Below are 24,527 nucleotides of genomic sequence, written 5' to 3' on the forward strand. Positions count from 1 at the left end.
GCCGAGGACGAGGGTGGCCCACGGCGCGCTGTCCCAGAGTCCGCCGGCCCACAGGGCGCTCATTCGAAGATCTCCATCAGCAGCCGTTCGTAGCGATGCTTGATCAATTCCACCCAATGGGCCTCGTCCACCAGGTCCAGCACGTGCAACAGCAGTTCGCCCTTGGCGGCATCATAGTTCATCCACAAGGTGCCGGGAGTGGCCGTCAGGATGATGGCGAGCAGCGCCAGCCCGTTGCGGTCGCGCAGGTCGAGCGGGATGGTCATGAAGCCGGATCGCCCGGAGGGCGGGGTTCCGGCGAGGATGATCCGGCCCACCGCGAGGTTGGAGCGGAAGATGTCCGCCAGCACCCGCAGCGCCAGCCGGACCATCGCGGAGGGGCGCCGCAGCCGGCTCGGCGGATGGTTGAAGGCCGACAGGGTCCAGGACGCGGCATAGGCGACCGCCGAACCAAGGATGATCTGGCCCGGAGAGAGGCTCTGGTTGAGCAGCAGCCACATGGCGAGCAGCGCCAGGAACAGGAGGGGATGGGGCAGGATGCGGCTCATCGGCCGGTCTCCATGCCGCCGTGCGGCGGCTTCGGCGCGGGCGCGGACCCGGTGCGGGGCGCGGTGAGCACCGCATGCACATAGGCGGTGGGCGCATGGAGCATCCGCGAGGTCGCCTCCGTGAAGCGCAGCACCGGACCGCCGAAGGCGGCCATGGCGAGGCACGCCAGCAGCAGGCCGGCGACCGGGGTGAATTCCACGGCCCGGACGCTGGGAAGATTGCCGTGCATGGGCACCCAGAAGGTGGTGATGCCGGTGCGCACCATGGCGATGAGCGCCGCGAAGCCCGAAATCACCAGCAGCACGATCATCACCCAGGCGGCCCCGGGGATGGGGCCGCTGGCGCCGGTCAGGGCCTCCAGCATCGCCAGCTTGGCGATGAAGCCCGACAGCGGCGGCAGGCCCGACAGCAGCAGCGCGCAGGCGACGAAGGCGCCGCCCAGCGCCGCCATGGTGAGCGGCAGGGCGAAGCCCACCTCCGGCCCGGCATGGGCGCCGGCCTCCTCATCATCGCCGAACACCTCCATGGAGACGGCGATGACGTCGGCACCGGCGGCGCGGCCGCGTTCCACCAGCTCGATGAGGAGAAAGAAGGCGCTGATGGCGAGGGTGGAGCTGACGAGATAATAGAGCGCGCCGGAGATGATCGCCGGGTCGCCGATGCCCATGGCCGCCAGCAGGGTGCCGGACGAGACGATGACGGAGTATCCGGCCAGCCGCGGCATGGACTGGGAGGCGAGCACGCCGATGGCGCCGAAGGCGATGGTGGCGAGCCCGCCGTAGAGCAGCCATGCCGCGCCGAAGCCCGCCGATGGCCCCGCCTGCGCGCCGAACAGCAGCAGGCTGAGGCGCAGGATCACGTACACCCCGACCTTCGTCATCACCGCGAACATGGCGGCCACCGGCGCGCTCGCTGCGGCATAGGTGGTGGGCAGCCAGAAGTTCAGCGGCCACATGGCGGCCTTCACCAGGAAGGCGACGGCCAGGATCGCCGCCCCGGTTTCCAGCAGCACCCGCTCGCCTGGGTCGATGGCGGCGACGCGGCCGGCGAGGTCGGCCATGTTGAGGGTGCCGGTGACGCCGTAGATCAGGCTCACCCCCACCAGGAACAGCGAGGAGGCGACGAGGTTGATGGGGATGTAGTGCAGCCCGGCCTTGATGCGGGCGATGCCGGAGCCGTGCAGCACCAGGCCATAGGAGGCGGCCAGCATCACCTCGAAGAACACGAACAGGTTGAACAGGTCGCCGGTGAGGAAGGCGCCGTTCAAGCCCATCTGCAGGAACAGGAACATGGAATAGAAGCGCGGCCCGGCCCGGTGCCAGCGCGCCAGCGCGAACACGAAGCTGGCGCAGGCCAGAATGGCGGTGAGGGTCAGCATCAGCGCCGACAGCCGGTCCGCCACCAGCACGATGCCGAACGGCGCCGGCCAGTCGCCGAGCAGGTGGACCATCACCAACCCGGTGCCGGCCGCGCCGCCGGCGTGGCAGGTGGCGAGCAGGGCGATGGCCGTGCCGAGCAGCGCCACCAGCGTGCCGAGGCTCACCGCCACCTTCAGCCGGCGCCGGCGATCGTTGAACAGCAGCAGGAAGGCGCCGGCCATCAGCGGCAGCACCACCGGCAGGACGATGAGGGTGTTGAGGGTCAGCCGCTCCATCAGTCGCCGAGCCCGTCCACATGGTCGGTTCCGGTGCGCCCGCGCGCCGCCAGCATCACCACCAGGAACAGCGCCGTCATGGCGAAGCCGATGACGATGGCGGTCAGCACCAGGGCCTGGGGCATGGGGTCGGCGAACGCGGCGGGATCACCGGCGGTGCCCTTCTCCAGGATCGGCGGCGCGCCCACGGTCACCCGCCCCATGGCGAAGATGAACAGGTTGACGGCATAGGACAGCAGCGACAGGCCGATGATGACCTGGAAGGTGCGCGGCCGCAGCAGCAGCCACACGCCGGCTCCCGCGAACACGCCGATGCCGATGGCGAGGATGGTTTCCATCATGGCTCTCCCGCGCTGCGCGCATCGCGCGAGCCACGCAAGGATTGGTGGGCAAGGGCGATCAGCATCAGCACCGTGGCCCCCACCACCAGCGCGAACACGCCGAGGTCGAACACCAGGGCCGAGGCCACGGGCACGTCGCCCACCAGCGGCAGGTGCAGGTAGCGCGCATGGGAGCTGAGGAAGGGATAGCCGAAGGCGAAGCCGGCGAGCCCGGTGGCGCCGGCCGTCAGCAGGCCGAGGCCCATCCAGCGCAGCGGCAGCACCCTGAGGTCGGCCTCGGCGCCGCGCACGCCGCTCGCCATGTATTGGGTGACGAAGGCGATGGACAGGACGATGCCGGCGGCAAAGCCCCCGCCCGGCAGGTCGTGCCCGCGCATGAACACATACACCGCGACGACGGCGATGGCCGGGAACAGCCACTGCATGACGAGGCGCGGGATGAGCAGGTAGTCGCTCACCGTGTCGCCCACCTTGCGGTCGGGCGCGGCCTCGTCATAGGCATTCTGCACGCGCTGCTGTTCCGGGGCATCGAGATTGTCCGGCGCCGGCCGGAAGCGGCGCAGCATGGCGAACACGGTGAGCGCCACCACGCACAGCACGGTGATCTCGCCCAGGGTGTCGAAGCCGCGGAAGTCCACCAGGATGACGTTGACGATATTGGTGCCGCCGCCCTCCAGATAGGCGCGCTCCACGAAGAAGCGGGACACCGATTCCGGCAGCGGCCGGGTCATCATGGCATAGGCCAGCAGCGACAGGCCGAGCCCCACCACCACCGACAGGCCGAGGTCGCGCAGGCGGCGGGCCACCACCGCGCCGGAGGCTTGCTGCTCCCGCAGCGGCACCAGCCGCTTGGGCAGCCAGCGCAGGCCCAGCAGCAGCAGCACGGTGGTGACGATCTCCACCAGCAGCTGGGTCAGCGCCAGATCCGGGGCCGACAGCCAGAGAAATGTGACGCAGGTGACGAGCCCCGCCCCGCCCAGCAGCACCAGCGCCGCGAGGCGGTGGAACTTGGCCTGGTGCGCCGCGCCCAGGGCGCAGGCCAGGGCGATGAGCCACATGAGGATGAAGCCGGGGGGCGCCGGCGTGACCAGCCGGCCGCCGGGAGTGGCCGCGCCGTGCAGCACCAGCGGCACGAGCCCGGCCATGATCGCCGCCAGCACCAGCGCCCGCAACTGCGGCTGCAGCCGCCGCGTGCCCAGGAGGCGTTCCAGCGAGCGGGCCCATTTCCACGACAGCGTCACCATGACGCCTTCGAAGATGCGCTGGGCCTTCAGGTCGTGCATCAGCGGCGGCCCTTCCGCCCCGCTGGCGAGCATGCCCCGCAGGGCGAGGTAGAGCACGATGCCGCCGGCCATGGCGATCACGCTCATCAGCAGCGGCAGGGTGAAGCCGTGCCACACCGCGAGGCTGTAATAGGGCAGCTCCGCCCCCACCGTGGCGCGCGCGGCATCGGCCAGCAGCCCGCCCACCGACAGGCCGGGGATGACGCCGATGACGATGCAGATGAGCACCAGCAGCTCGATGGGAAAGCGCATCCAGTGCGGCGGCTCGTGCGGCTGGCGCGGCAGGTTCGTGGCCGGCGGGCCGAAGAAGGTGCCGAGGATGAAGCGCAGCGAGTAGGCCACCGAGAACATGCCGGCCAGGGTGGCGAAATAGGGCAGGGAATCGTCCAGCAGCGAGCCGGTGTGATTGGCCACAGCCTCGGCGAAGAACATCTCCTTGGAAAGGAAGCCGTTGAGCAGCGGCACCCCGGCCATGGCCGCCGCCGCCACCATGGCCAGCGATCCGGTGATGGGCATGGAGCGCCACAGCCCGCTCAGCCGCCGCAGGTCGCGGGTGCCGGTCTCGTGGTCGATGATGCCGGCGGCCATGAACAGCGACGCCTTGAAGATGGCGTGGTTCATGATGTGGAATACCGCCGCCACCGCCGCCAGCGGGCTGCCGAGGCCGAGCAGCAGGGTGATGAGCCCGAGATGGCTGATGGTGGAATAGGCCAGCAGCCCCTTCAGGTCCTGCTGGAAGATGGCGAAATAGGCGCCCAGCACCAGTGTCGCCAGGCCCGCCGGCACCACCAGGTAGAACCAGGTATCGGTGCCCGCCATCACCGGCCACAGCCGCGCCAGCAGGAACACCCCGGCCTTCACCATGGTGGCCGAATGCAGGTAGGCCGAGACGGGCGTGGGTGCCGCCATGGCATTGGGGAGCCAGAAGTGGAACGGAAACTGGGCGCTCTTGGTGAGGGCGCCGAGCAGGAACAGCACCAGGACCGGCGCATAGAGCGGGCTGGAGCGGATGACTTCGCCGGACTTCAGCACCACGTCGAGATCGTAGCTGCCGACGATGCGGCCGAGCAGGATGACGCCCACGAACAGGCACACGCCGCCGCCGGCGGTGACCGTCAGTGCCATCCGGGCTCCGTCGCGGGCGGTCACGTTGTGGTGCCAGTAGCCGATGAGGAGGAACGAGAACAGGCTCGTCAGTTCCCAGAAAAACACCAGCAGCAGCAGGTTTCCCGATAGGGCCACCCCCAGCATCGCCCCCTTGAAGGCCAGCAGGAAGCTGAAGAAGCGGGGCGCCGGGTCTTCCTGGGAAATGTAATAATGGGCGTAGAGCACCACCAGAGCGCCGATGCCGCAGACCAGGAACGCGAACAGCCAGGCGAGCCCGTCGAGGCGCAGGCTGAAATTGAGGCCGAGCGCCGGAATCCACTCCAGGGAGAAGCCGATGGCGCCGCCCGCCTGGGTCTGGGGATAAAGCCAGATGGTGATGGCGGTGGTGGCCAGCGTGACGGCGGCGGCCACCAGCACGGCGGGCGTGCGCGCCTCGCGCGGAACGACGCTCGTGATGAGGCTTCCAAGAAAAGGCAGACCAACGAGGGCGAGGATCAATATCTCGTTGGACATGCCAGCGCTCTCTACCCCCTTGCTGAGATCACCCGGTTCGCCATCCGTGCATGCGATTCCTGAACCACTATGCGGGACTTTGTTGCACGCGATCAAGACTGCCATGCGCAACCCGGTGCCCGAACCGGGTGCGTCGATCATCCCCTGTGGACCGTCGCCGCTCCAGGCTTGACCAGTGGATGGCCGGTCCAGCCCTGGTTTCTTCGTCGCCCGAGACCCCGCGGGCCTCCCGCGGCGCCGCGCGGGCAAGCGGCGCGGCGACGATCCGCCGCTGGCACCGGCGGCGCTCCGTGGCGGCGGTCGGACCCGATTGACGCGATCCCGTGGCCACGCCAAGCTTGGCCGCGCCAGGGGAGACGCGCCGGACGATTCCGGCCGCTCCGGAGCGCGGCGGATGAGGCGGCGTGTGTCCATGAGCAACCAGAACGACATGGGCGCGGACCGTGCGGACCTCCCCGCGCCGGCGGAGGGCGCCGATCCGGCGTCTGCGGCTCAGGCCACCACCAGCATCAGCTGCTCGCGCACCTTCTCCGCCTGGCTGTCGCGCCATCAGGCCAGCCTCGCGTTCTCGTCCTACCAGACCGGCCAGCTGTTTCTGATCGGCCGCTTCGAAAATGCCAACGTGTCCTTTCATCAGCGCGATTTCGTCCGCGCCATGGGCCTGTGGCGGGCGGGAAATGCGCTCTACCTTGCCTCCCTGCTGCAGATCTGGCGGCTGGAGAACGTGCTTGGCCCGACTGAGCGCGCCAACACCCACTTCGACCGCCTCTACGCGCCGCGCGCGGCCGCGGTGACCGGCGATGTGGATGCCCACGAGATCGCGGTGGAGGCCGGCGGCCGGGTGGTATTCGTCAATACCCGCTATTCTTGCCTCGCCACGGTCAGCGGCGTGCACAGTTTCAAGCCGCTGTGGCGCCCGAAGTTCGTATCCCGCCTCGCCGCCGAGGACCGCTGCCATCTCAATGGCCTGTGCCTGGAGGACGGGCGCGTGCGCTACGTGACCGCGGTGGCCCGCACCGACGTGGTGGACGGCTGGCGCGAGCATCGTGTCGGCGGCGGCGTGGTGATCCGCGTCGATGACGATCAGGTGGTTGCGGATGGCTTCAGCATGCCCCATTCGCCCCGTCTCCACGGGGGGCAGCTCTACGTCCTGGACAGCGCGCGCGGCTATCTGGTGCGGATCGATCCGCAGACCGGGGCGAAGACGGATGTGGCCTTCTGCCCGGGCTTCATGCGCGGCCTGGCTTTCCACGAGGGACACGCCATCGTCACGCTCTCTCTGCCCCGCAATCTCTCCTTCGCAGGCCTGCCGCTGGAGGAGGAGATCGCGCGGCGGGGCGGGGCGGCCTGGTGCGGCGTGCAGATCATCAACCTGGCCACCGGCGACGTGGTGGAGTGGATCCGGCTGGATGGCGCCATTCGCGAGCTGTTCGACGTGGTGGTTCTGCCCGGCGTCCAGTGCCCCATGGCGGTGCCGCTGCAGGGGCCGGAACTCGCCTCCCTCATCACCATCGAGGCGCCGGATCGTCCGTTGGAAGCCCCGGGCTGGCGCTGAGCGGCCGGGGGCTGCCGGGGGCGGGCCATTCCGGCGGCACGCGCGCGATGGTGCCGGGTGGGGCCGTCGCGTTCAGCGTTGACGGGGCGCTGCGGCCGGCCGGAGCATCCGCGCACCACCGGCCGGATGGCAGGAGGTGGCGTGGCCCGATCCCCTCGCTCGGCGGCCCCGTCCGCCAGTCGGCTGGCGGGGCGGCACGCCGGCAGCTCCACTGGGCAGCTCCACCGGGCAAGTTTGCCCAGCTGGTCCGAGCGGAGGCCGGAGGGCCTGCCCTGAGGCTTGAGCCTTCCGGCGCGGCGCGAGGCCCGGCTGGCGCGGGGCGGATGGTCGGGCGGGCAGGTCTGCCAGGCGGGTAGGTCCGTCGGGAGCCGGCTCCGAAATGACCGCTGGCGGGAGACGGCCGGGCGTGGCTACGCCGACCGTTGCCACACGAAGGGGCGCACCCCGACACCTCGCTTTTTCAGGGCGTGCCGCAGGAGGGCCCGCGACACGTCATCCCTCACCCGTGCCGGCCTCCCGCCCCCGCGATGCGGGCCGGTGCCCGCCGGGCTCCTTCCCGATGGCGCGGCAGCGGAGCCCGGCCGGGGGCGTCAGAAGTGGATGGCGAACCGTGCCATGCCCTGCTGCGCCACATAATTGTCGCCGACGTTCAGGCCATACTCCAGCTTGAGCTCGAGGTTGTCTTTGGTCAGCGCCTGCAGGCCCACGTCGAGATTGCCGAGCACGTTGGGCAGCGGCGTCACCGTGGTGAACGAACCGGCGCTGAGCGGCGCCGCCAGGAAGCGGGCGGCCGACGACCACGAGTCGTTGGAGGCGAAGGAGACGCCGGCCGTCATGTAGGGCCGCAGCACCGTCCCGTCGGAGAGATCGAGACGCCCGCCCAGCTCCACCGCCGGGGTGGCGACGAAGGTGGTCAGGCTGCTGCTGGCGATGGCCAGCTCGCCGCCGGTGAAGCCCTGCTCCGTGAAGGAGGGCGCGCTGACGTAGACGAGGTCGAGGTCGACCTGAGGCCGCACGTACCAGGTGCTGAACGAGAACTCGTAGGCGGCGCGCAGCCGGCCGGTGACGTTGTAGACGTCCGAGCTGCTCCGGGCGGAGCCGTTCAGCGGGCCGATCTGCCGGGTGTTGTCATAGGACATCCAGCCGAGATCCAGCCCGGCCGCGAACAACCATGGCCCCGCCTGCTTCTTGAGGGCGAGGGCGATGTCGGCACCCTGGCCATCGGCGGAGAAGGAGGCGTTGGAGCTGGACACCGACGAGTCCTGATAGCCGCCGGAGAGGGCGAAGAACCAGTCGGTGGCGAGCTCGGTCTGCACGCCGGCCTGGAAGGTCAGCGTGTCGGCGGTGAAGCCGGGCATCTGGCTGGTGGTGGCCTGGCTGGTCCGGTCGTAGATGATGCGGGTCCACACGCAGCGGTCTTCCCGCAGCTGGGTGCTTTCCGCCACGAACACCGGGCAGCTCAGGGTGCGGTTCAGGAATGCCCGGCTGTCGGCGATGCGCAGCCCCGCCGTGCTCTGCAGCAGCTGCGGCGAGAACTGGCTCAGGGCGTTCTGGTAGGCGGCATCCGCCGACACGCCGATGAGGCTGCTGAACACGTCGGTCATGCCCGGCGAGCCGCCGGCGTTCCAGGCCCGCTGGAGCATGCCGCCCACGGCGGTCTCGTTGGTGCTGAGCCAGACGCCCTGGGGCACGAAATGGGCCACGGGCGTGATGGCCACCGAGGTGGGCGTGGTGAGGACATCCCAGCTGTAGGCAAGCCCGGAATCGTTGGCGACGGCGGTGCTGGAGACGCTGTCGGCGACGAAGATCGTGTGCACCACGCCGGGCGCGATGGTGGTGGGCCGCGGATCGATGGTGCCGTCCAGGGCGGCGCCGCCGGACAGGTTCAGCACGTCGTTGCGGGCGTGCTGCCCATCGAGGTCCACCTGGAGCACGCCATCGGAGTTGAACAGGCCGATCACCTCGGTCGCGGCGATGACGCCGAGGCCGCCGGGATTGAGGGTGCCGTGGTTGATGAGCCCGTGGGCCACCGCGCTCGCCCCGGCCGGCTCCTGGCTCGCGACGGCCGGCCCGCCGGTCTCGTCCCGCAGCGCCAGGACGTGCACCGTGGAGCCGGAGTTGAAGGTGGCGCCCGCCGCGTTGATGAACTGGTTGACGCCGGTGCCGAGGTGGACGTTGCCGCTCACCGTGCCCCTGTTGGTCACCACGTCGTTGCCGGAACTGGCCTGGATCGCCAGTCCGTCGAGGCTGGCGAGGGTCGCGCCCTTCAGGATGTCGATGGTGTTGTTGGTGCCGCCGGACACGACGATGGCGGCGACGCCGGTACCGCCCTGCACCACGGCGCCGTTGGCGAGGACCACGGAAATCTGTCCGTTGCCGCTCGCCCCGAGGCTCTGGGCGAAGATCGCCGGCGAGTTGTTGCCCTGGGCGATGGCGGTGCCGGCGACCAGGACCGTCACCGTGCCGCCGGTGCCGGTGCCCCCGGCGGTGCCGAGGCCGACGCCGCTGGTGGTTCCGGCGAGGCCGCCGCCGCCGCCGATGGACTGGGCGAGGATCACCGGCGCGTTGTCGCCGAAGGTCGCGGCGGTGCCGGTCAGCGACACCGTCAGGTTGCCGCCGTTGCCGGCGCCGCCGCCGCTGCCGGAAATGCCGTCCGACACGGAGAAGACCGCGCTGGAGGCATCGCCGCCGATGCCGCCGCCGCCGCCCACGGACTGGGCGAAGATGGCGGCCGATCCGCGTCCCCGGGTGGTGATGCTGCCGCCGGCCAGGGCATAGATGTCGCCGCCGGCCCCGCCCGCGCCGCCCGCCCCGGCGAACGCCACGGCACCGGTGGCGTCGGAGGCCGCCGCGCCGGCGATGCCGCCGCCGCCGCCGATCGATTGGGCCAGCAGGCCATGGGAGTTGATGCCGGTGGTGATCACGCTGGAGGTGCTGGCGAGGTCGATCTTCACTTCCCCGCCATAGCTTCCCGTTCCGCCGGCCCCGCCCAGGGTCAGGGCCACGGCATGGCTGCCGGAGCTTGTGCTGGTGCTGGTGGCCGCGAGGCCACCGCCGCCGCCGATGGACTGGGCCAGCACGCCGGCCGAGGTGTCGCCGGTGGTCTGGACGAGGCCGGTGATGGTGGCGGTCACGGTGCCGCCGTGGCCTGCGGCGCCGCCCGCGCCGCCGAGCGAAACCGAGGCGGCGAAGCTGCCGGCGCCGGAGTCGGCACCCACGGTGGAGGCCCGTCCGCCGCCACCGCCGATGGATTGCAGCAGCACGCCGTTGGCGGAATCGCCGTTGGTGTAGAGGACGCCGCTTTGCGTGACCGTCACGTTCCCGCCGTTGCCGGCGGTGCCGCCGTTGCCGCCCAGGCCGAGGGTGGCGGTGATGGTGTTGCCGCCGCCGCTCGCCACGCTGTTGGCGGCCGAGGCGGTGCCGCCGCCGCCGCCGATGGACTGGGCGAGGATGCCGTCCGAGCCCGCGCCCAGGGTCTGGATCAGGGCGTCGATGGCGAGGGTGACCGTGCCGCCGTCGCCGCCCGTGCCGCCGGCCCCGCCCACGGTGGCACCGATGCCGGCACTGCCCGAGGTGGCGCCGCCGGACGAGGAGGCGACGCTGGCCTTGCCGCCGCCGCCGCCGATGGACTGGGCGAGGATGCCGGCCGCGTCGTGGCCGCCGGTGGTGATACGGGAAGAGGTGCCGGAACCGAACGTCACCAGCACCGTCTGGCCCGCGCCGCCGGCCCCGCCGCCGCCGCCGACGGTGGCCGAAAGGCCGAAGCTGTTGCCGCCCTTGCCGTCGGCCGTGGTCTTGCCGGCCCCGCCGACACCGCCGCCGCCGCCCACGGACTGGGCGACGATGGCGTCCGCCGCGCCCCCGGTGGTGACGATGCTCACCGGCGCCTGGGCCAGGACGGTGACGTTGCCGCCGGCTCCGCCGCTGCCGCCGCCGCCGGTCATGCTGAGGCCCACCGCGACCTTGCCGCTGGTGCTGTTCTGCGCGCTGCCGGCGAAGCCGCCGCCGCCGCCGATGGATTGGGCGAGGATGGCGCTGGCGCCGGTGCCGGAGGTGGTGATGTCGCCGGTATTGGTGACGGTCACGGTGCCGCCGCCACCTCCGCCGCCACCGGCGCCGGTCAGCGCGAGGCCGACATCGGCGGAACCGCCGGTGCCGCTGTCGCCGGTCACCGCCGCGCTGCCGCCGCCGCCGCCCACCGATTGAACCAGGATGCCGTGGCCGAAGTCGCCCGTGGTTTCCAACTGGCCGGCGTTGGTGACGGAGGCCTTGCCGCCCTTGCTGGCGGTGCCGCCGCTGCCGCCGAGGCTGGCCGAGAGGTTGAGCTTGGCGCTCGCTCCGGAGGCGGTGGAGCTGCTGGCTACCGCGTTGCCGCCGCCGCCGCCCAGTGATTGCACCAGGATGGCGCTGGCGTGGTCGCCGGTGGTCCGCACCAAGCCGTAATTCACGACGCTGGCGGTTCCGCCGTTGCCGCCGCTGCCGCCGCTGCCGCCGAGGGTGGCCGACAGCTGCGCCGTGCCGGCGCCGCCGCTGGTGGAGGAAGCGGCGCCGCCCTTGCCGCCGCCACCGCCGATGGACTGGGCGACGAGGCCGTTCGCCCCCTCTCCGGAGGTCGAAATGCTGAAGGCGGTGCCGGACGGGTCGTCCTGGCCGCCGTTGCGAAGGGTGGCCGCTTGTCCCGCGCCGCCGTTGCCGCCGGAACCGCCGAGGCCGACCGTGAGGCTCACGCCGTTGCCGCCCTTGCCGTCGGCCTTTCCGGTGCCTGCGCCGCCCGCGCCGCCGCCGCCGCCGATGGATTGCACCAGCACGCCGTCGGCCAGGTCGCCGAGGGTGACGATGCGGGCGTCGCTGGTCGATGCCAGGGTGGCCGTGGCGCTGCCGCCGTTGCTGCCGGCCCCGGCGGCCCCGCCGGCTGCGCCGCCCAGGGTGAAGTGGGCGGTGGCGGCATTGTCGGCGCTGCCGGCCGCGCCGCCGCCGCCACCAATGGATTGCACCAGGATGGCGGTGGCGCCATGGCCGCTGGTGAAGACGCTGCCGCTGGTGGTGGCGCTGGCCGCGCCGCCCGCATTGCCGCTGCCGCCGGCTCCCGACAGGGTCAGGGTGACGCCTGCCGTTCCGCCCTTGGCGGTGCCGCCGGAGGTGCCGGACTTGCCGCCGCCGCCGCCGATGGACTGCGCCAGGATGCCGTAGCTGAAGGCGCCGAGGGTGAGAATGTCGGCGGAGGTGCTGACCTGGGCGATCTGGCCGATGTTGCCGCTGCCGCCGGCGCCGCCGATGCTGGCGGAGACGTTGGCCTGTGCCTTGGTGCCGTCCGCCGCCGCATGGGTGGCGAGCGCGAGGCCGCCGCCGCCGCCGATGGACTGGGCGACGATGCCGGAGGCGTGGTCGCCTCCGGTGACGATGCTGCCGCCGGTCCAGGTGACATAGGCGTTGCCACCGCTGCCGCCGCTGCCGCCCGCGCCGCCCACCGCCGCCGACAGGCTGGCGGTGCTGGATTTGCCCTTGGTGGCGCTGCTGGAGGTGGCCGCTGCCCCCTTGCCGCCGCCGCCGCCGATGGACTGGGCCACCACGCCGTTGGCGCCGACACCCAGGGTGGTGACAGCCACGCCCTGGGTGTTGCCGGCGCCGTTGAGGATCTTCACCGTTTCGCCATTGCCGGCGGAGCCGCCGCCGCCGCCCACCGCTACGTCGAGGCTGGCGCTGCTGCCTCCGGCGCCGTCGGCCTTGCCGGTGCCCGCGCCGCCGTTGCCGCCGCCGCCGCCGATGGACTGCGCCAGGATGCCGTCGGCCGCGTGGCCGGTGGTGACGAGGGTGCCGAGCGTGGCATTCTCGAAGCTGACCGTGACGGCGCCGCCGTTGCCGCCGCCCCCGCCGGTGCCGCCGATGGCGGCGCCCACCGCGAACTTGCCGGTCGCCGCATTGGTGGCGCTGCCGGCATTGCCGCCGCCGCCGCCGATGGACTGGGCCAGCACGCCGTCGCCGTTCTGGCCCTGGGTGCGGATGTCGCCGGTGCTGGTGACGGCCACCGTGCCGCCATTGGCGCCCTGGCCGCCCTGCCCGGCGAGGGAGAAGCTGACGCTCGCGGTCTTGGCGGAGGTCGCCGCCGCCGAGGCCCCGACCGAGCCGCCGCCGCCGCCCACCGACTGGGCGAAGATGGCGTTGGCATGGTCGCCGGTGACGATGATGTCGCCGGTGTTCTTCACCGTGACGCTGCCGCCATAGGCCCCGGCGCCGCCGGCGCCGCCCAGGCTGGCGCCGATGGAATAGCTGCCGGTGGAGCCCTTGGAGGTGGACGAGCCGCCCTTGCCGCCGCCGCCGCCGACCGATTGGGCGACGATGCCGTTGGCGCTCGCGCCGGATGTGGAGAGGGTGGCCGCGTTGGTGACGAGGACGGTTCCGCCGTTGGAGCCGGTGCCGCCGGCCCCGCCGAGGGTCAGCGTCGCCGAGACCGACTGGCTACCGGAGGCATGGCCATCGGCGCCGGCCGAGCCGCCCACGCCGCCGCCGCCGCCGATGGACTGGGCGAGGATGGCGTCGGAGAGCTCTCCGGCGGTCACGATCTTGCCGCTGGCGGACACTGACACATAGCCGCCGGAATAGCCGTTGCCACCGCTGCCCGACAGCGACGCGCCGAGCGCGATCTTCGAGGTTGCGGCGGCATTGGTGTTGCCGGCGATGCCGCCGCCGCCGCCCACCGACTGGGCCAGGATGGCGATGGAATCGGTGCCCCGGGTCTCGATGATGCCGTCGGAGGTGACCGCGACCTCGCCGCCGGTGCCCCCATTGCCGCCCTTGGCGCCGAGTGTGAAGCTCAAGCTCGCCGAGCCGCCGCTGGCCGACCCGGCGGCCGCGCCGGCCTTGCCGCCGCCGCCGCCGATGGACTGGGCGACGATGGCGGAGGCGTGGTCGCCCTCGGTGAGGATCTGCACCGTCTTGCTGGGATCGGCCGACACCGAGTTGACGGAAACGGTTCCGCCATTTCCGCCCTTGCCGCCGGCGCCGCCGAGGTCCGCCGTCAGGGTGAAGGAGGTCGACGAGCCGTCCGTGGCCTTGGGCAGATTGCTCTTGGTCTGGGTCTTGCCGGAGGCCGAGCCGCCGACGCCGCCGCCACCGCCCACCGACTGGGCCAGGATGGCATCGGCATCGCTGCCGGCGGTGACGATGGTGCCGGAATTGGTGAGCGTGACCGAGCCACCGGCGCCGCCGCCGCCGCCGGTGCCGCCCAGGGTGGCGCCAACATCGATCGACCCGCCGGCCGCATTGGCGACGCCGCCGCCCGCGGTGCCGCCACCGCCGCCCACCGACTGGGCGAGGATGCCGCGCGCGCTGGCGCCCTTGGTGGCGATGGTGCCGGAATTGGTCACCGTGACGCCGTAGCCGTTGCCGGCGCCGCCACCGCTGCCACCGCCGCCGAGGGACAGGGTGATGGAGGTTTTCCCGGATAGGGAGACCGCGTTGGACGAGGTGGTCCCGACCCCGCCATTGCCACCGCCGCCGCCGATGGCCTGGGCGATGATGGCGTCGGCGAAGTCGCCGCTGGTGGTCACGCCGCCGGAATTCTCAACGTTGACCGTTCCGGAATTCGCGCCCGACCCGCCGGTTCCGCCGAGGGCGACCGACACGCTGAGCGCCACGCCACTGGAGACGCTGACGCCGAGCGCGGTGGCGTCGCCGCCGGTGCCGCCGCCGCCGCCGATGGACTGCGCCAGGATGCCGGTCGCGCCATTGCCCGAGGTGCTGGTGGTGCCGGTGTTGTAGGCGTTGACGGCGCCGGCGCTGTTGCCGCTGCCGCCGGTACCGCCAAGTGCGGCCGACACCGAGGCCGACCCGTCGATGCCGGCCGACAGGCTCTTGGCCGCCGACGAGCCGCCATTGCCGCCGCCGCCGCCGATGGATTGCACCACCATGCCCATGGAATCGTCGCCGGTGGTGACGATGACCCCCGAATTGGTGCCGGTGGCGGCGTAGCCCTTGCCGCCGCCGCTGCCGTTGCCGCCGAGCGAGACCGCGGCACTGAAGTACACACCCGCGTTCTGCGCCAGGCCGGAGCCGCCGGAGCCGCCGCCGCCGCCAACCGACTGGGCGAGGATGGCCGAGGCCCGGTCGCCGCTGGTCTTCACGCCGGCGGCGTTGACCACCACCACGTTGCCGGCGTTGCCGCCCGACCCGCCGGTGCCGCCGATGGCGAGCGAGACCCCCTCGACGCTGTCGGCGACCGCGTTGCCGCCCGCGCCGCCGCCGCCGCCGATGGACTGGGCGAGGATCGCGGTGGCATTGTCGCCGCTGGTCGAAACGGTGAGGGTGGAGGCGCTGGCCCCGGAATTGCTCAGGTAGACATATCCGCCGGCGCCGCCCGCGCCGCCGCCGCCGCCGATGGCCGCGGCCACACCGACGCCGATGCTCATGGTGCCGCCGCCCCGGCCGCCGCCGCCGCCCACCGACTGGGCGACGATGCCGAGCGCGTTGGCGCCGCTGGTGGAGACCAGGGCGCTGTTGTAGAGCTTGGTGGTGCCGCCGGTGCCGCCGGAGGCGCCCTGGCCGCCCAGCGAGGCGATGCCGCCGGCGCCGCCGCCATTGCCGCCGCCGCCGCCGATGGACTGGGCGAGAATGCCGTCCGAGAATGCGCCGCTGGTGGTGATGGTGCCGGAATTCCTGGCGAGCGCCTCGGCGCCGGTTCCGGTTCCGGAGTTGCTGGCGGATCCGCCGACCGCGACGCCGCCACTTCCCAGAACGAGGCTGCCGCCGCCGCCGCCGATGGATTGCACCAGCAGGCCGTGGGAATAATTGCCGGAGGTGGTGACGGTGCCGGTGTTGACGCCGGTGGCGCTGCCGGCCGAGCCGCTGATGGCGCCGTTGCCGCCCATGGCCGTCACCACGCCGTTCGCCGACCCACCGTTGCCGCCGCCGCCGGCCACCGACTGCACCACGATGCCGACCGAGCCGCTGCCCGTGGTGCTCACGACGCCCGCGGAGTTCAAGGTGACATAGCCGGAGGTCCCGCCGGCCCCCGCGGAGCCCCCGGAGCTGACGATGAAGCCGCCGACGCTGGCGCCGTTGGCGCCGGTGCCGCCGAGGCTCTGCGCGACGATGCCGCTGGAGGCGTAGCCGGAGGTGGAAACCCGCGCGCCGCTGGCGATCGAAACCGTGACGGCAGTGCCGGCGGCGGCGCTGCCGCCGGTGCCGCCATTGCCGCCGCTCTCATTCACCGAATCGTCGGCCGGGGCGCCGTTGCCGCCGGCGCCGCCGTTCGCGGCGACCAGGATGCCGGCCGCCGAATCCCCCGTGGTGCTGATCCTTGCGCCGCCCTGGACCGAGAGGGTGGCGCTGCCGCCGGTGCCGCCGGTGCCGCCGTCGCCGCCTTGCGCCGACGCGGTCGACCGCGCGCTGCCCCCCGTGCCGCCGGCACCGCCATTGGCGGCGATGGAAATGCCCGCCGCATTGGCGGCAGTGGTGGCGATGACGGTGTCCTGCTGGATGGTGACGGCGACGGTGCCGCCATTGCCGCCATTGCCGCCGTTGCCGCCCCAGCCGTCGCTCAGGCCGCCGTAGCCAAAGCCGCCGATGGCGCCCGCGCCGCCATTGGCCTTGATGACCACCCCGGGGCCGGAGGCCTGGATGGTTCCGGAGGCGACCAGGGTGACGTTCCCGGCGTTGCCGCCATTGCCGCCGGCATAGCCGGTGGCGTTGACGGCGGTGGAATCGCCCTCGCCGCCGGCCCCGCCGGCCCCGCCGAACGATCCGGCATAGACGCCGGTGCCGGCGGTGTTGTTGACGGTCACGCTGGTCAGCGTGACATTGACCGTTCCGCCCAGGCCGCCCGCCCCGCCCGCGGCGCCATGGGCCGCGCCTGCCACGGCATGTCCCTCGCCGCCGACGCCGCCGGCCCCGCCGGTCGAGGTGAAGCTGAGCGCCGTGCCGCTGCCGCCGCTGATGGTGGAGTTGGACAGGGTGCCGTACGCGCCGGCGCCGTTGCCGCCGTTGCCGCCCGTGCCGCCATGGCCGATGGTGGTCAGGCTGAGGGAGCTGTTGCCCGCGCCTCCGGCCCCGCCGACGGAGGCCACGGCCACGCCGCCGGAGGTTCCGCTGACAGTCGAGGACGACAAGGTCACGCTGGCGTTGCCGCCGTTGCCGCCCTTGCCGCCATCGCCGCCATAGGCCTGCGCGAAGTCACTTTCGGCACTGCCGCCGCCGCCGCCCAGGCCGCCCTGGGAGGTGATGGTGATGGCCGTGCCGGCGCTGGCGGATACGGTGCTGCCGGAGACGACCACCTTGCTGTAGGAGGCTTGTCCGCCCTGTCCGCCCTGTCCGCCGTCGGGGTTGCTGGTGGCGCTGTAGGCATAGGCGCCGGCCGCGCCGTTGCCGCCGGCCGCCGACGCCGTGATGCCCGAGGTGACGCCGCTCACCGTCGAGCCGCTGATGGTGGCGCTGATGCTGCCGGAGTCGCCGCCGCTCCCGCCGCCCCCGCCCGATGAGCTGGCGGAGGTGGTGGTGCCGTATGATCCCAAGCCGCCTTGCCCGCCCTGGGATTGCAGCAGGATGCCGGCGTCGGTGCCTGCGGTCACCGTGGCGTTGGTCGATGTGAAGGTGACCTGGCCGCTCGCGCCGCCGGTGCCACCGCTGCCGCCGCTGGCCGTGTCGGTCTTGGATGAGGCCCAGCCGCCATTTCCGCCGGTGGCGCCGATGCTGGAGATGACGATGCCGGCGCCCGAGGAGACGAGGGTCGAGGCGCTGAGGGTGGTGGCGACGGCTCCCCCGGTGCCGCCGGTGCCGCCGGTGCCGCCGGTGCCGGAGCCGTCGTCGCTGTGGCCGTAGCCGCCATACCCGGCATTGCCGCCGAGGGATGAGACGGTGATCGCGGTCTGGGTGAGGCCGGACGCGACAAGGCCGCTGACACCGAGCGTCAGCGCGCCGCCGTTTCCGCCGGTCCCCCCGTTTCCGCCTCCGCCCGGATTGGCGTCGAAGCCGCCGGTGGTCGAGCCGTAGCCGCCGTTTCCGCCGACGCCGCCGGTGCTCGTTATGACGGCGACATAGGTGCTGGAGGAGCCGCCGGTAATGGCGATGGAGGACGCGCCGAGGCTCTGGCCCGCGCCGCCGGTGCCGCCTTGCGCGGCATCGATGTCATAGTTCTCGGACCCGCCGTTGCCACCGGGCGCGCCGACGACCGAGCTGGAATAGGGTGGCGAAACTACAGTCTGCGCCGCCGCCGGCGTCGTGGCCGCGGCGCCCGCGAGCAGCGCGATGCCGCACAGGGAGGTGGTGAGGGCGGTCGAAAGCAGCATCCGCGTGGTGGACGCTCCATACACGCCGCCTGCCCTGGCGCGCTTCGCGCGCCCAGCCTGGACCCCGATCCCATGCATCCGTCGCCCCCCAGCTCCGCTCAAGGCGCATATTACACAGCCGCATGCCCGATGAAATCGGGAAGTCACCCGCGACGCAAAGCTTTCCGCTACCTCACTTTCCGATGGGTCATGCTGCGCCGCCTGCGGCCAACCCGGCGGAGGGGCGCGGCAAGGTTCGTCCGGAGCGGGCGGATCGCCGCCCGCAGGGTGTTTCCGCGCCGCCCCGGGTGGTCGTCCCGCGGGAGCGTCCCCGGTTCCCGCCCCGGCTCCGCCCGCTGCCGGACGGGCCGCCGGCCCCCGCTGGCACCCGCCGCCGGACGGGCCTCTTCCCAAACCCACGTCCCATCTGTATTCGGTGATTTCACAGCTTGTTAGCCGGATGCGCCCCGGCATTCCCGCGGAAGGTCGGTCCGGTCGTGAAAAGCCCGCCCCGGTGGATCGGCCGGCTTGCCAAGCCGGTGCTCATGGCCTGCGTCATCGGTGCCTTCTCGGCGTTCGGCCTTGCCGACCGGATCGCCGGCTTCAGCGCCAATCTCGGCGAGAAGGATCGGATGGTGCGGTGGTCGGCGGTTCTGTCCGGCGCGACGCGCGATGCCATTCCGGTGACGCTGATCGACATCGACCCGCTTACCATGGCCGCGCTCGGCCATCCCCAGACGACCCCTCGGGAACTGCTGGCAGGCCTTCTCTCCCTCGCCGCCGCCAAGCAGGCGCGCGGCATCTTCCTCGACATGGATACCTCCCGGCCCGGATCACCCGCCGGAGACGGGGCGCTGGCCGGGTTTCTCGCCAGTTATCCGCCGGATGCGCCGCCGCTCGCTCTCGCCCGCCGCCTTGGGGCGCTCGATCCCGCCGGCAACGGCGCCGATGCCCTTGCGGAGCAGCCTTCGTTTCTCGACGCGGCGGTGCGCGACAAGCCGAATGTGATCTGGGCTGCGAGCGTGAGCCGCATCGACGAGGACCGGGTGGTGCGGCGCTGGCAGCTGAGCCACACCGCGTGCGCGCCCGCCCCGGCCCGGACCTTGCCGTCGCCCCAGTTGTTCGCGGCCGCTGTCGCGGGTGTGCCGCCGCGGCCGCTTGCCGATGTCCAGGCCTTCGCGGACAGCCGGACGCAAGCGGTGTGCGCGCCCGGCGCGGGAAGGGCCACGCCGCCGGATTGGCCCGCCAATCCGGACCCGCATGCCGCGATCGCCTTCCTGATTCCCGATGGCCCGGATCTCGCCGCTCCGCACTTCATCACCCGCGATGGTCGGCGCATGCCGTTGTTCCGCCGGGTGTCGGCGCGGGCGCTGATGACGGCGTCCGGCGCCGTGGCGGCGCCCCGGGCGGTGGCGGACGACCTGTTGCGCGGCCGCTTCGTCATCATCGGCGCCAGCCATGCCGAGAGCATGGACGGGCACCTGACGCCCATCGGCTTTCTGCCGGGCGCGCTCATCGTCGCCAATGCGGTGGCGACGGCGCCGGCGGTGCTCTCCGGCCGGCCCGTCGGCCCGCTGGGCACGACCCTGGTGGCGCTGGCCCTGTTCGGGGTGCTGGTGGCGATCACCGCGCGGCTGCGCCCGCTGGCGGCGGGTGTCGCCGTCGCCCTCGCCGTGCTGGCCGCGCTGATGGGGCTCGGCCGCATCTTCGCTCCCTCCACCGCCAGCGACATGGTGCTGGCGGCGTTCGGCATGGTCGCCTTCCTCTCCACCGTGGAGGGTCTCCAGGCCATCGGCAAGGACTGGCGCGTGCGTGGCTGGCGCGCGCTGCTGAAGCCAGGGAAGCCGCCGGCCGCGCCCCCGACGGAGACTTCGCCGTGACGCCTGCTGCCCCGCTCCGCGCCGGATTGCGCCCCGCCTGGCTGGCCCTGTTCCTTCTTGTGGCCGGGAGCCCGGCGGCGATGGCGCGCGATGCCGACACGCGGACCCCCGCGGGCTACATCATCGGCATGGAGCTGCCGGCGGCCGATCCCGAGGCGGCGGCCCATGTGCTGCGCGAGGGGCAGGAGATCCCGGTTCAGATCGGCGGCGCCCTGTTCGACGGCGACCAGGTGGTGGTGGGCGAGGCCGGCGCGGTGGTGACCATCGAGACGGTGAACGATCGCCAGCTGCGGGTCGATGCCGCGCGCTCCCCGCATCCCGTCGTCGGCGCGCTGCCGTCCGGGGGGCGCTTCAGCGCCCTCGCCGCCATGATCGGCGAACTGTTCGAGAGCCGGCCGGCGGCGCGCACGGTTAACCTGATTGGCCGCGGCGATGAAGCCCTGCGGCTGAAAATGGGTCGCGGCGTGCCGCAGCGCGTGGTGCCGGGAACCCGCCTGTGGCTGGGCTGGCAGGGGGGCGTCGCGCCCTTCACCGTCGAGGTCCGCGCCCCCGGCGCGGGGGGCGCCGTGCTCTCCGCCACGCCCGCGGCCGGGCGCTCCGCCGCCCCGACCCTGCCGCCGGCGGCCTCGGGCCGGCTGGTGCTGGCGGTGCGTGACGGCGAGGGCGAGGAGGCGCTGGTGGACCTTCTGGCGGATGCCGCCGCGCCGCCCGTTCCCGCCTGGGTCACGGAGGGCGCCCCCACGCCCGCCTTCGGGCAGGTGGCGGGCGCGCTCTGGCTGCTTGATCAGACGCCGGCGGAATGGGACCTCCAGGCGGCCGCTCTGGCCGCCGAAGCGGGGCGTTACGGCGCCGCCGAGGAACTGCTCCGGCGCCTTGCCGACGGCCGGAAGCCGGGGCGATGAGGGGGCCGCGCCGGGCCGCGCTGGCGCTGTTCGTCGCCCTCGGCTGCGGCGGCGGGGCCGAGGGCGCCGTGGCGAAGACCCTGGCCTTGCTGGTGGGCGTCTCCGGCTATCCGGAGCTGCCGGCCGACAAGCAACTGAAGGCTCCCGCCAACGATGTGCGCCGCATGCGGCTCGCGCTTCAGGCGCGGGGCGTCGCGCCGGGGGACATGGAGGTGCTGGCCGACGGTGTCGAAGGCACCGCCGGTTCCCCCACCCGTGCGGCGATCCTGGCCGGACTGGAGCGCCTGGCCGCGGCCGCGCGGAAGGGCGACCTCGTCGTCTTCTACGCCTCCGGCCACGGCACCCGCCAGCCGTCGCGTACGACCCTGAAGGCGGACGGTCTCGACCAGGTGTTCCTGCCCCGCGACGCGGCGCCGCCGAAGCCGGGGGGCGCCCGCCCCCGGTTCGAGAACACCATCGACGGGCCGGATTTCGGCGCCCGTCTCGATGCCATCCGCAGCCGTGGCGCGGATGTCTGGTTCATCCTGGACAGTTGCTTCTCCGGCTCCGCCGCGCGCGCCGTGGGCGACGGCGTCCACGACAAGAAGATCACGCTGGAGGACATCGGCCTGTCCATCTCCAGTGCCATGGCGCCGGAGAAAGCGACGGTGCTGGCCGACCAGGCGCCGGCGCTGCCGCCGGGCGCGGGGCGGCTCACCGCCTTCTACGCCTCCCAGCCCAACGAGACGGCGCGGGAGGTGGCGTTGCCGCCCGGCGCGCCGCCGGACAGGAGGGTCTGGGGCTCCATCTTCACATCGGCCCTCGCCGACGTGCTGCAGCGCGCCCCGGCGCTGAGTTATCGCCAGCTCATGGTGGAGACCGGGCGCCAGCTGCGGGCCGATGCCGCCTTCCAGGCGCGCCAGACGCCGAGCTTCGAGGGCGACGGCATGGACGGCCCGGTGCCCGGAGGCGACACCGCGACCGCGCTTGCCGGCGCCGCGTGGCGGGTTGGCGCCGGCATCCTCCACGCCGGGCAGATCGAGGGCGTGGAGGCCGGAGCCGTGGTCGCACTGTACGACAGCGCGGCGCAGCCCGCCGACAAGCCCTCGGGCCATGCCGTGGTCGAGGAGGTGGAGGCGACCCGCGCCCGGCTGGCGGCGCTCAAGCCGGGCTGTCGGCAGGCCAGCGCCCGCTGCCCCACGGTGCCGGGCGCGGCGGCGCTGGCGACGGCCGCCTATGCCCGTCTGGCGCGGCCGGCGCCGCAGGCCGCCTTCACCGTCTCGCGCCCGCGCCCATGGCCCGGCTCTGGCGCGCCCGACGCGGCGCAGGAGGCCCGGTTGCGGCAGGTTTTCGAGGCGGCGCTCGCCGGGCCGCTGAAGGAGGGCGCGCGGCTGGACGACGCGGCCCCCGCGGTGGTGGCGTGGATGACCGCGGACGGCCTGCGCTTCATGCCCGACGGACTCGATCCGCTTGCCGTGGAGGCAGGCCCGCACGCGGCCATCCCGCACGGCGCGGACGCCGATGCCGCCGCCACGGTGATCGCCCGCGCGGTGCTGCGCGCGCGCCAGGTGTCGCGGCTGCAGGCGCTGGCCGCCACCGGCGCGGGCCGGGACCTCGACGTGACGATGGAGGCCCGGCGCTTTGCTCGCGATCCGGAGACGGGGCACTGCGCATTCAAGGGCAGCGCGACGGCGATGCCGGAGGATGGGCACGTGGCCGTCTGCGACAAGGTGCGGGTCGCGGTGGAGAACCGCAGCCCCCGGCCGGTTCTGGCCGCCGTCTTCTTCCTCGACGATGCCTGGAACCTGCTGGCGCGCCGGCCCTCCTGCCCGGTGGGCCTCACCGTCTCGGACCGGCTGGAGCCGGGCCGGCGGCTGGTGTTCGAGGTGCCCTACCACCCGCGCGCCATCGTGCCGGGGCGCGCGCCGAGCACCACCAACGGGGTGTTCGTGGTCGGGGTGCCCTTCATCGAGGGGGAGACCGACCTTCCCGCGCTCTGCGCCCTCGCAGGCTTCAACGATACCGCCGGGCTGGCGGCGCGCGGCGAGGAGGAGGGCGGGCTCGACGCGCTCCTCGACGGCGCGACGCGCGGCGGGCGGCTGCCGCTGGAAGCCGCCAGCCTGTCGTTCCTGTTCTGGCCGGTCAGCCAGCCGGTGAAGCCGTAGCGGGGCGCCCCATGCCGCGCCCGGGTGCGCCCGTGTCGTCCGCCCGCATCGGGTCCGCTCAGGGACGGCCCTGAGGCTTGGCCGCCGCCGGGGCCGGCGCGGCGGGAGGCTGGGCGATGGTCTTGCGGATCCAGTCGATATAGAGGGCCAGGCGGGTGTAGACGCCCGGAAACTCGGCGTGGCCGCAGCCGATGCCGAAGCTGACGATGCCCACCTGCACGAACGGGCCATCACCCTTGCGGCTGAGGATCGGGCCGCCGGAATCACCCTGGCAGGTGTCCACCCCATCCACCGCCGCGCCGGCGCAGAACATCTGCGGTGTCACCACGCCGCCGATCTGCGGAAGCTGCTGCTCCAGCGTCTTGCGCGCCACCGGGGTGAGATTGAACACGTAGCTCAGATCCTCCAGCGCCCGGCGGGCGTCGGGCGAGCCGACCAGGGCGGAGGTGAGGACGCGGTTGCACTGGGCGCGGTCCACGGCGGTCAGCCGGGTTTCCATGAGATCCGGCGAGGGGCTCCCGCCCTCGGCGGTGGTGCCCCAGCCGATGATGCGCAGCTCGGCCTGCTCCGGCAGGTCCGACGCCTCGGATTCCCGCGTGACCACCGTCACCTGGTCCACCTTCACGCCGCTCCTGGGCGCGCGCTCCAGCTCCACCAGGGCGATGTCGTTGACGTTCGTACCGGTCACGTAGCGAGGGTGCGCGATGATGCGCTTGATGGGGATCCAGTCACGGGCGCCGTCGTCGGCCAGAAGGCTGGTGTTGCCCACGTGGACCAGCAGGTTCTTGGTGCTGCGCAGCCCCTCCACCTTGCCGCCCGCGCCCTCCACGAAGCAATGGGCGGCGGAGAGGACCCAGCGCGAGGTCAGCACGGTGCCCCCGCACACCGGAGCAAGGCCCGTGACCTTGCCATTGGTGGTGGTGACCCGGATGATCCCGGCCTGGAACGGGTAGGTGCCCGGGGCCACCTGCGTGCCGCCGACGATCTTCTCGTGGGTGCCGCCTTTCAGCAGCCCGCCGGTCTTCGCGGCGATGCCGGCCGCGGTGTAGGGCAGCGCGCGCGGGTCGCCGCCCGGGCGGGGCTTGCGGTCCGCCGCCAGCTCCGCCGGGCCGACATCGTCCGATGCCGGCAGCGTGGCCGGGCGCGGTCCGGCATCGCCGGGGGACTGCTGGAGGCGCAGGCCGTCACCGGGCGCGAATGCCGGAACCGGGCGCTCCTGCGCCAGCGCGGCCGTGGGCCCAGCCGCGAGGCACGCGGCGAGCGCGAGGAGCCGGAGGCCTCCCCTGGAGGCATGGGGGCGAGACGGCGGGAGCATCATGGGAGCCACTCCGTAGAAAGGGA

The 24,527-nt window shown here is 73.0% G+C and carries 10 protein-coding genes; 4 read left to right on the top strand and 6 right to left on the bottom strand.

Annotated features, from left to right (window positions below; all coding sequences use genetic code 11):
* Window positions 1–59: 59 nt before the first annotated feature.
* From V5F53_RS19260 to V5F53_RS19275, 4 genes are read right to left on the bottom strand one after another with little or no spacing between them, the layout of a single operon-like run.
* A complete protein-coding gene (locus V5F53_RS19260) occupies window positions 60–548 on the bottom strand; it encodes a Na+/H+ antiporter subunit E (protein WP_393997524.1) in 489 nt (162 codons plus the stop codon).
* Window positions 545–2,203 (bottom strand): monovalent cation/H+ antiporter subunit D, encoded by a 1,659-nt coding sequence (locus tag V5F53_RS19265; protein ID WP_393997523.1) that lies wholly within the window; start codon window positions 2,201–2,203, stop codon window positions 545–547. Before V5F53_RS19265 ends, V5F53_RS19260 begins: the two co-directional genes overlap by 4 nt.
* Complete coding sequence (locus V5F53_RS19270) at window positions 2,203–2,541, bottom strand: Na+/H+ antiporter subunit C (RefSeq protein WP_393997544.1); 339 nt, start codon at window positions 2,539–2,541, stop codon at window positions 2,203–2,205. The genes V5F53_RS19265 and V5F53_RS19270 overlap by 1 nt, the downstream gene beginning before the upstream one ends.
* A complete protein-coding gene (locus V5F53_RS19275; protein WP_393997522.1) occupies window positions 2,541–5,447 on the bottom strand; it encodes a monovalent cation/H+ antiporter subunit A in 2,907 nt (968 codons plus the stop codon). Before V5F53_RS19275 ends, V5F53_RS19270 begins: the two co-directional genes overlap by 1 nt.
* Before the next feature lie 412 nt (window positions 5,448–5,859).
* Here V5F53_RS19275 and V5F53_RS19280 point away from each other — a divergent pair, with 412 nt between their 5' ends.
* Window positions 5,860–7,002 (top strand): TIGR03032 family protein, encoded by a 1,143-nt coding sequence (locus V5F53_RS19280; protein WP_393997521.1) that lies wholly within the window; start codon window positions 5,860–5,862, stop codon window positions 7,000–7,002.
* A 590-nt stretch (window positions 7,003–7,592) separates the two neighbouring features.
* Here the strand turns inward: V5F53_RS19280 and V5F53_RS19285 are convergent.
* The gene (locus V5F53_RS19285) at window positions 7,593–18,281 is read right to left on the bottom strand and encodes a hypothetical protein (protein WP_393997520.1); all 10,689 of its coding nucleotides are present in this window, start codon (window positions 18,279–18,281) and stop codon (window positions 7,593–7,595) included.
* Window positions 18,282–18,757: 476 nt separating this feature from the next.
* Between V5F53_RS19285 and V5F53_RS19290 the strand changes: the two genes are divergently transcribed.
* From V5F53_RS19290 to V5F53_RS19300, 3 genes are read left to right on the top strand one after another with little or no spacing between them, the layout of a single operon-like run.
* A complete protein-coding gene (locus V5F53_RS19290; protein ID WP_393997519.1) occupies window positions 18,758–20,140 on the top strand; it encodes a CHASE2 domain-containing protein in 1,383 nt (460 codons plus the stop codon).
* Complete coding sequence (locus V5F53_RS19295) at window positions 20,137–21,042, top strand: hypothetical protein (protein ID WP_393997518.1); 906 nt, start codon at window positions 20,137–20,139, stop codon at window positions 21,040–21,042. The genes V5F53_RS19290 and V5F53_RS19295 overlap by 4 nt, the downstream gene beginning before the upstream one ends.
* On the top strand, window positions 21,039–23,186 hold the full coding sequence (locus tag V5F53_RS19300) for a caspase family protein (protein ID WP_393997517.1): 2,148 nt from the start codon (window positions 21,039–21,041) through the stop codon (window positions 23,184–23,186). The genes V5F53_RS19295 and V5F53_RS19300 overlap by 4 nt, the downstream gene beginning before the upstream one ends.
* A gap of 58 nt (window positions 23,187–23,244) precedes the next feature.
* On the opposite strand, the gene V5F53_RS19305 is transcribed toward V5F53_RS19300, so the two are convergent.
* Entirely contained in the window at window positions 23,245–24,504 is a 1,260-nt protein-coding gene (locus tag V5F53_RS19305; RefSeq protein ID WP_393997516.1) for a serine protease, read from the bottom strand.
* Window positions 24,505–24,527: the final 23 nt, after the last annotated feature.

The sequence above is a fragment of the Xanthobacter cornucopiae genome (assembly GCF_043195065.2).
Classification (GTDB): Bacteria; Pseudomonadota; Alphaproteobacteria; order Rhizobiales; family Xanthobacteraceae; genus Xanthobacter.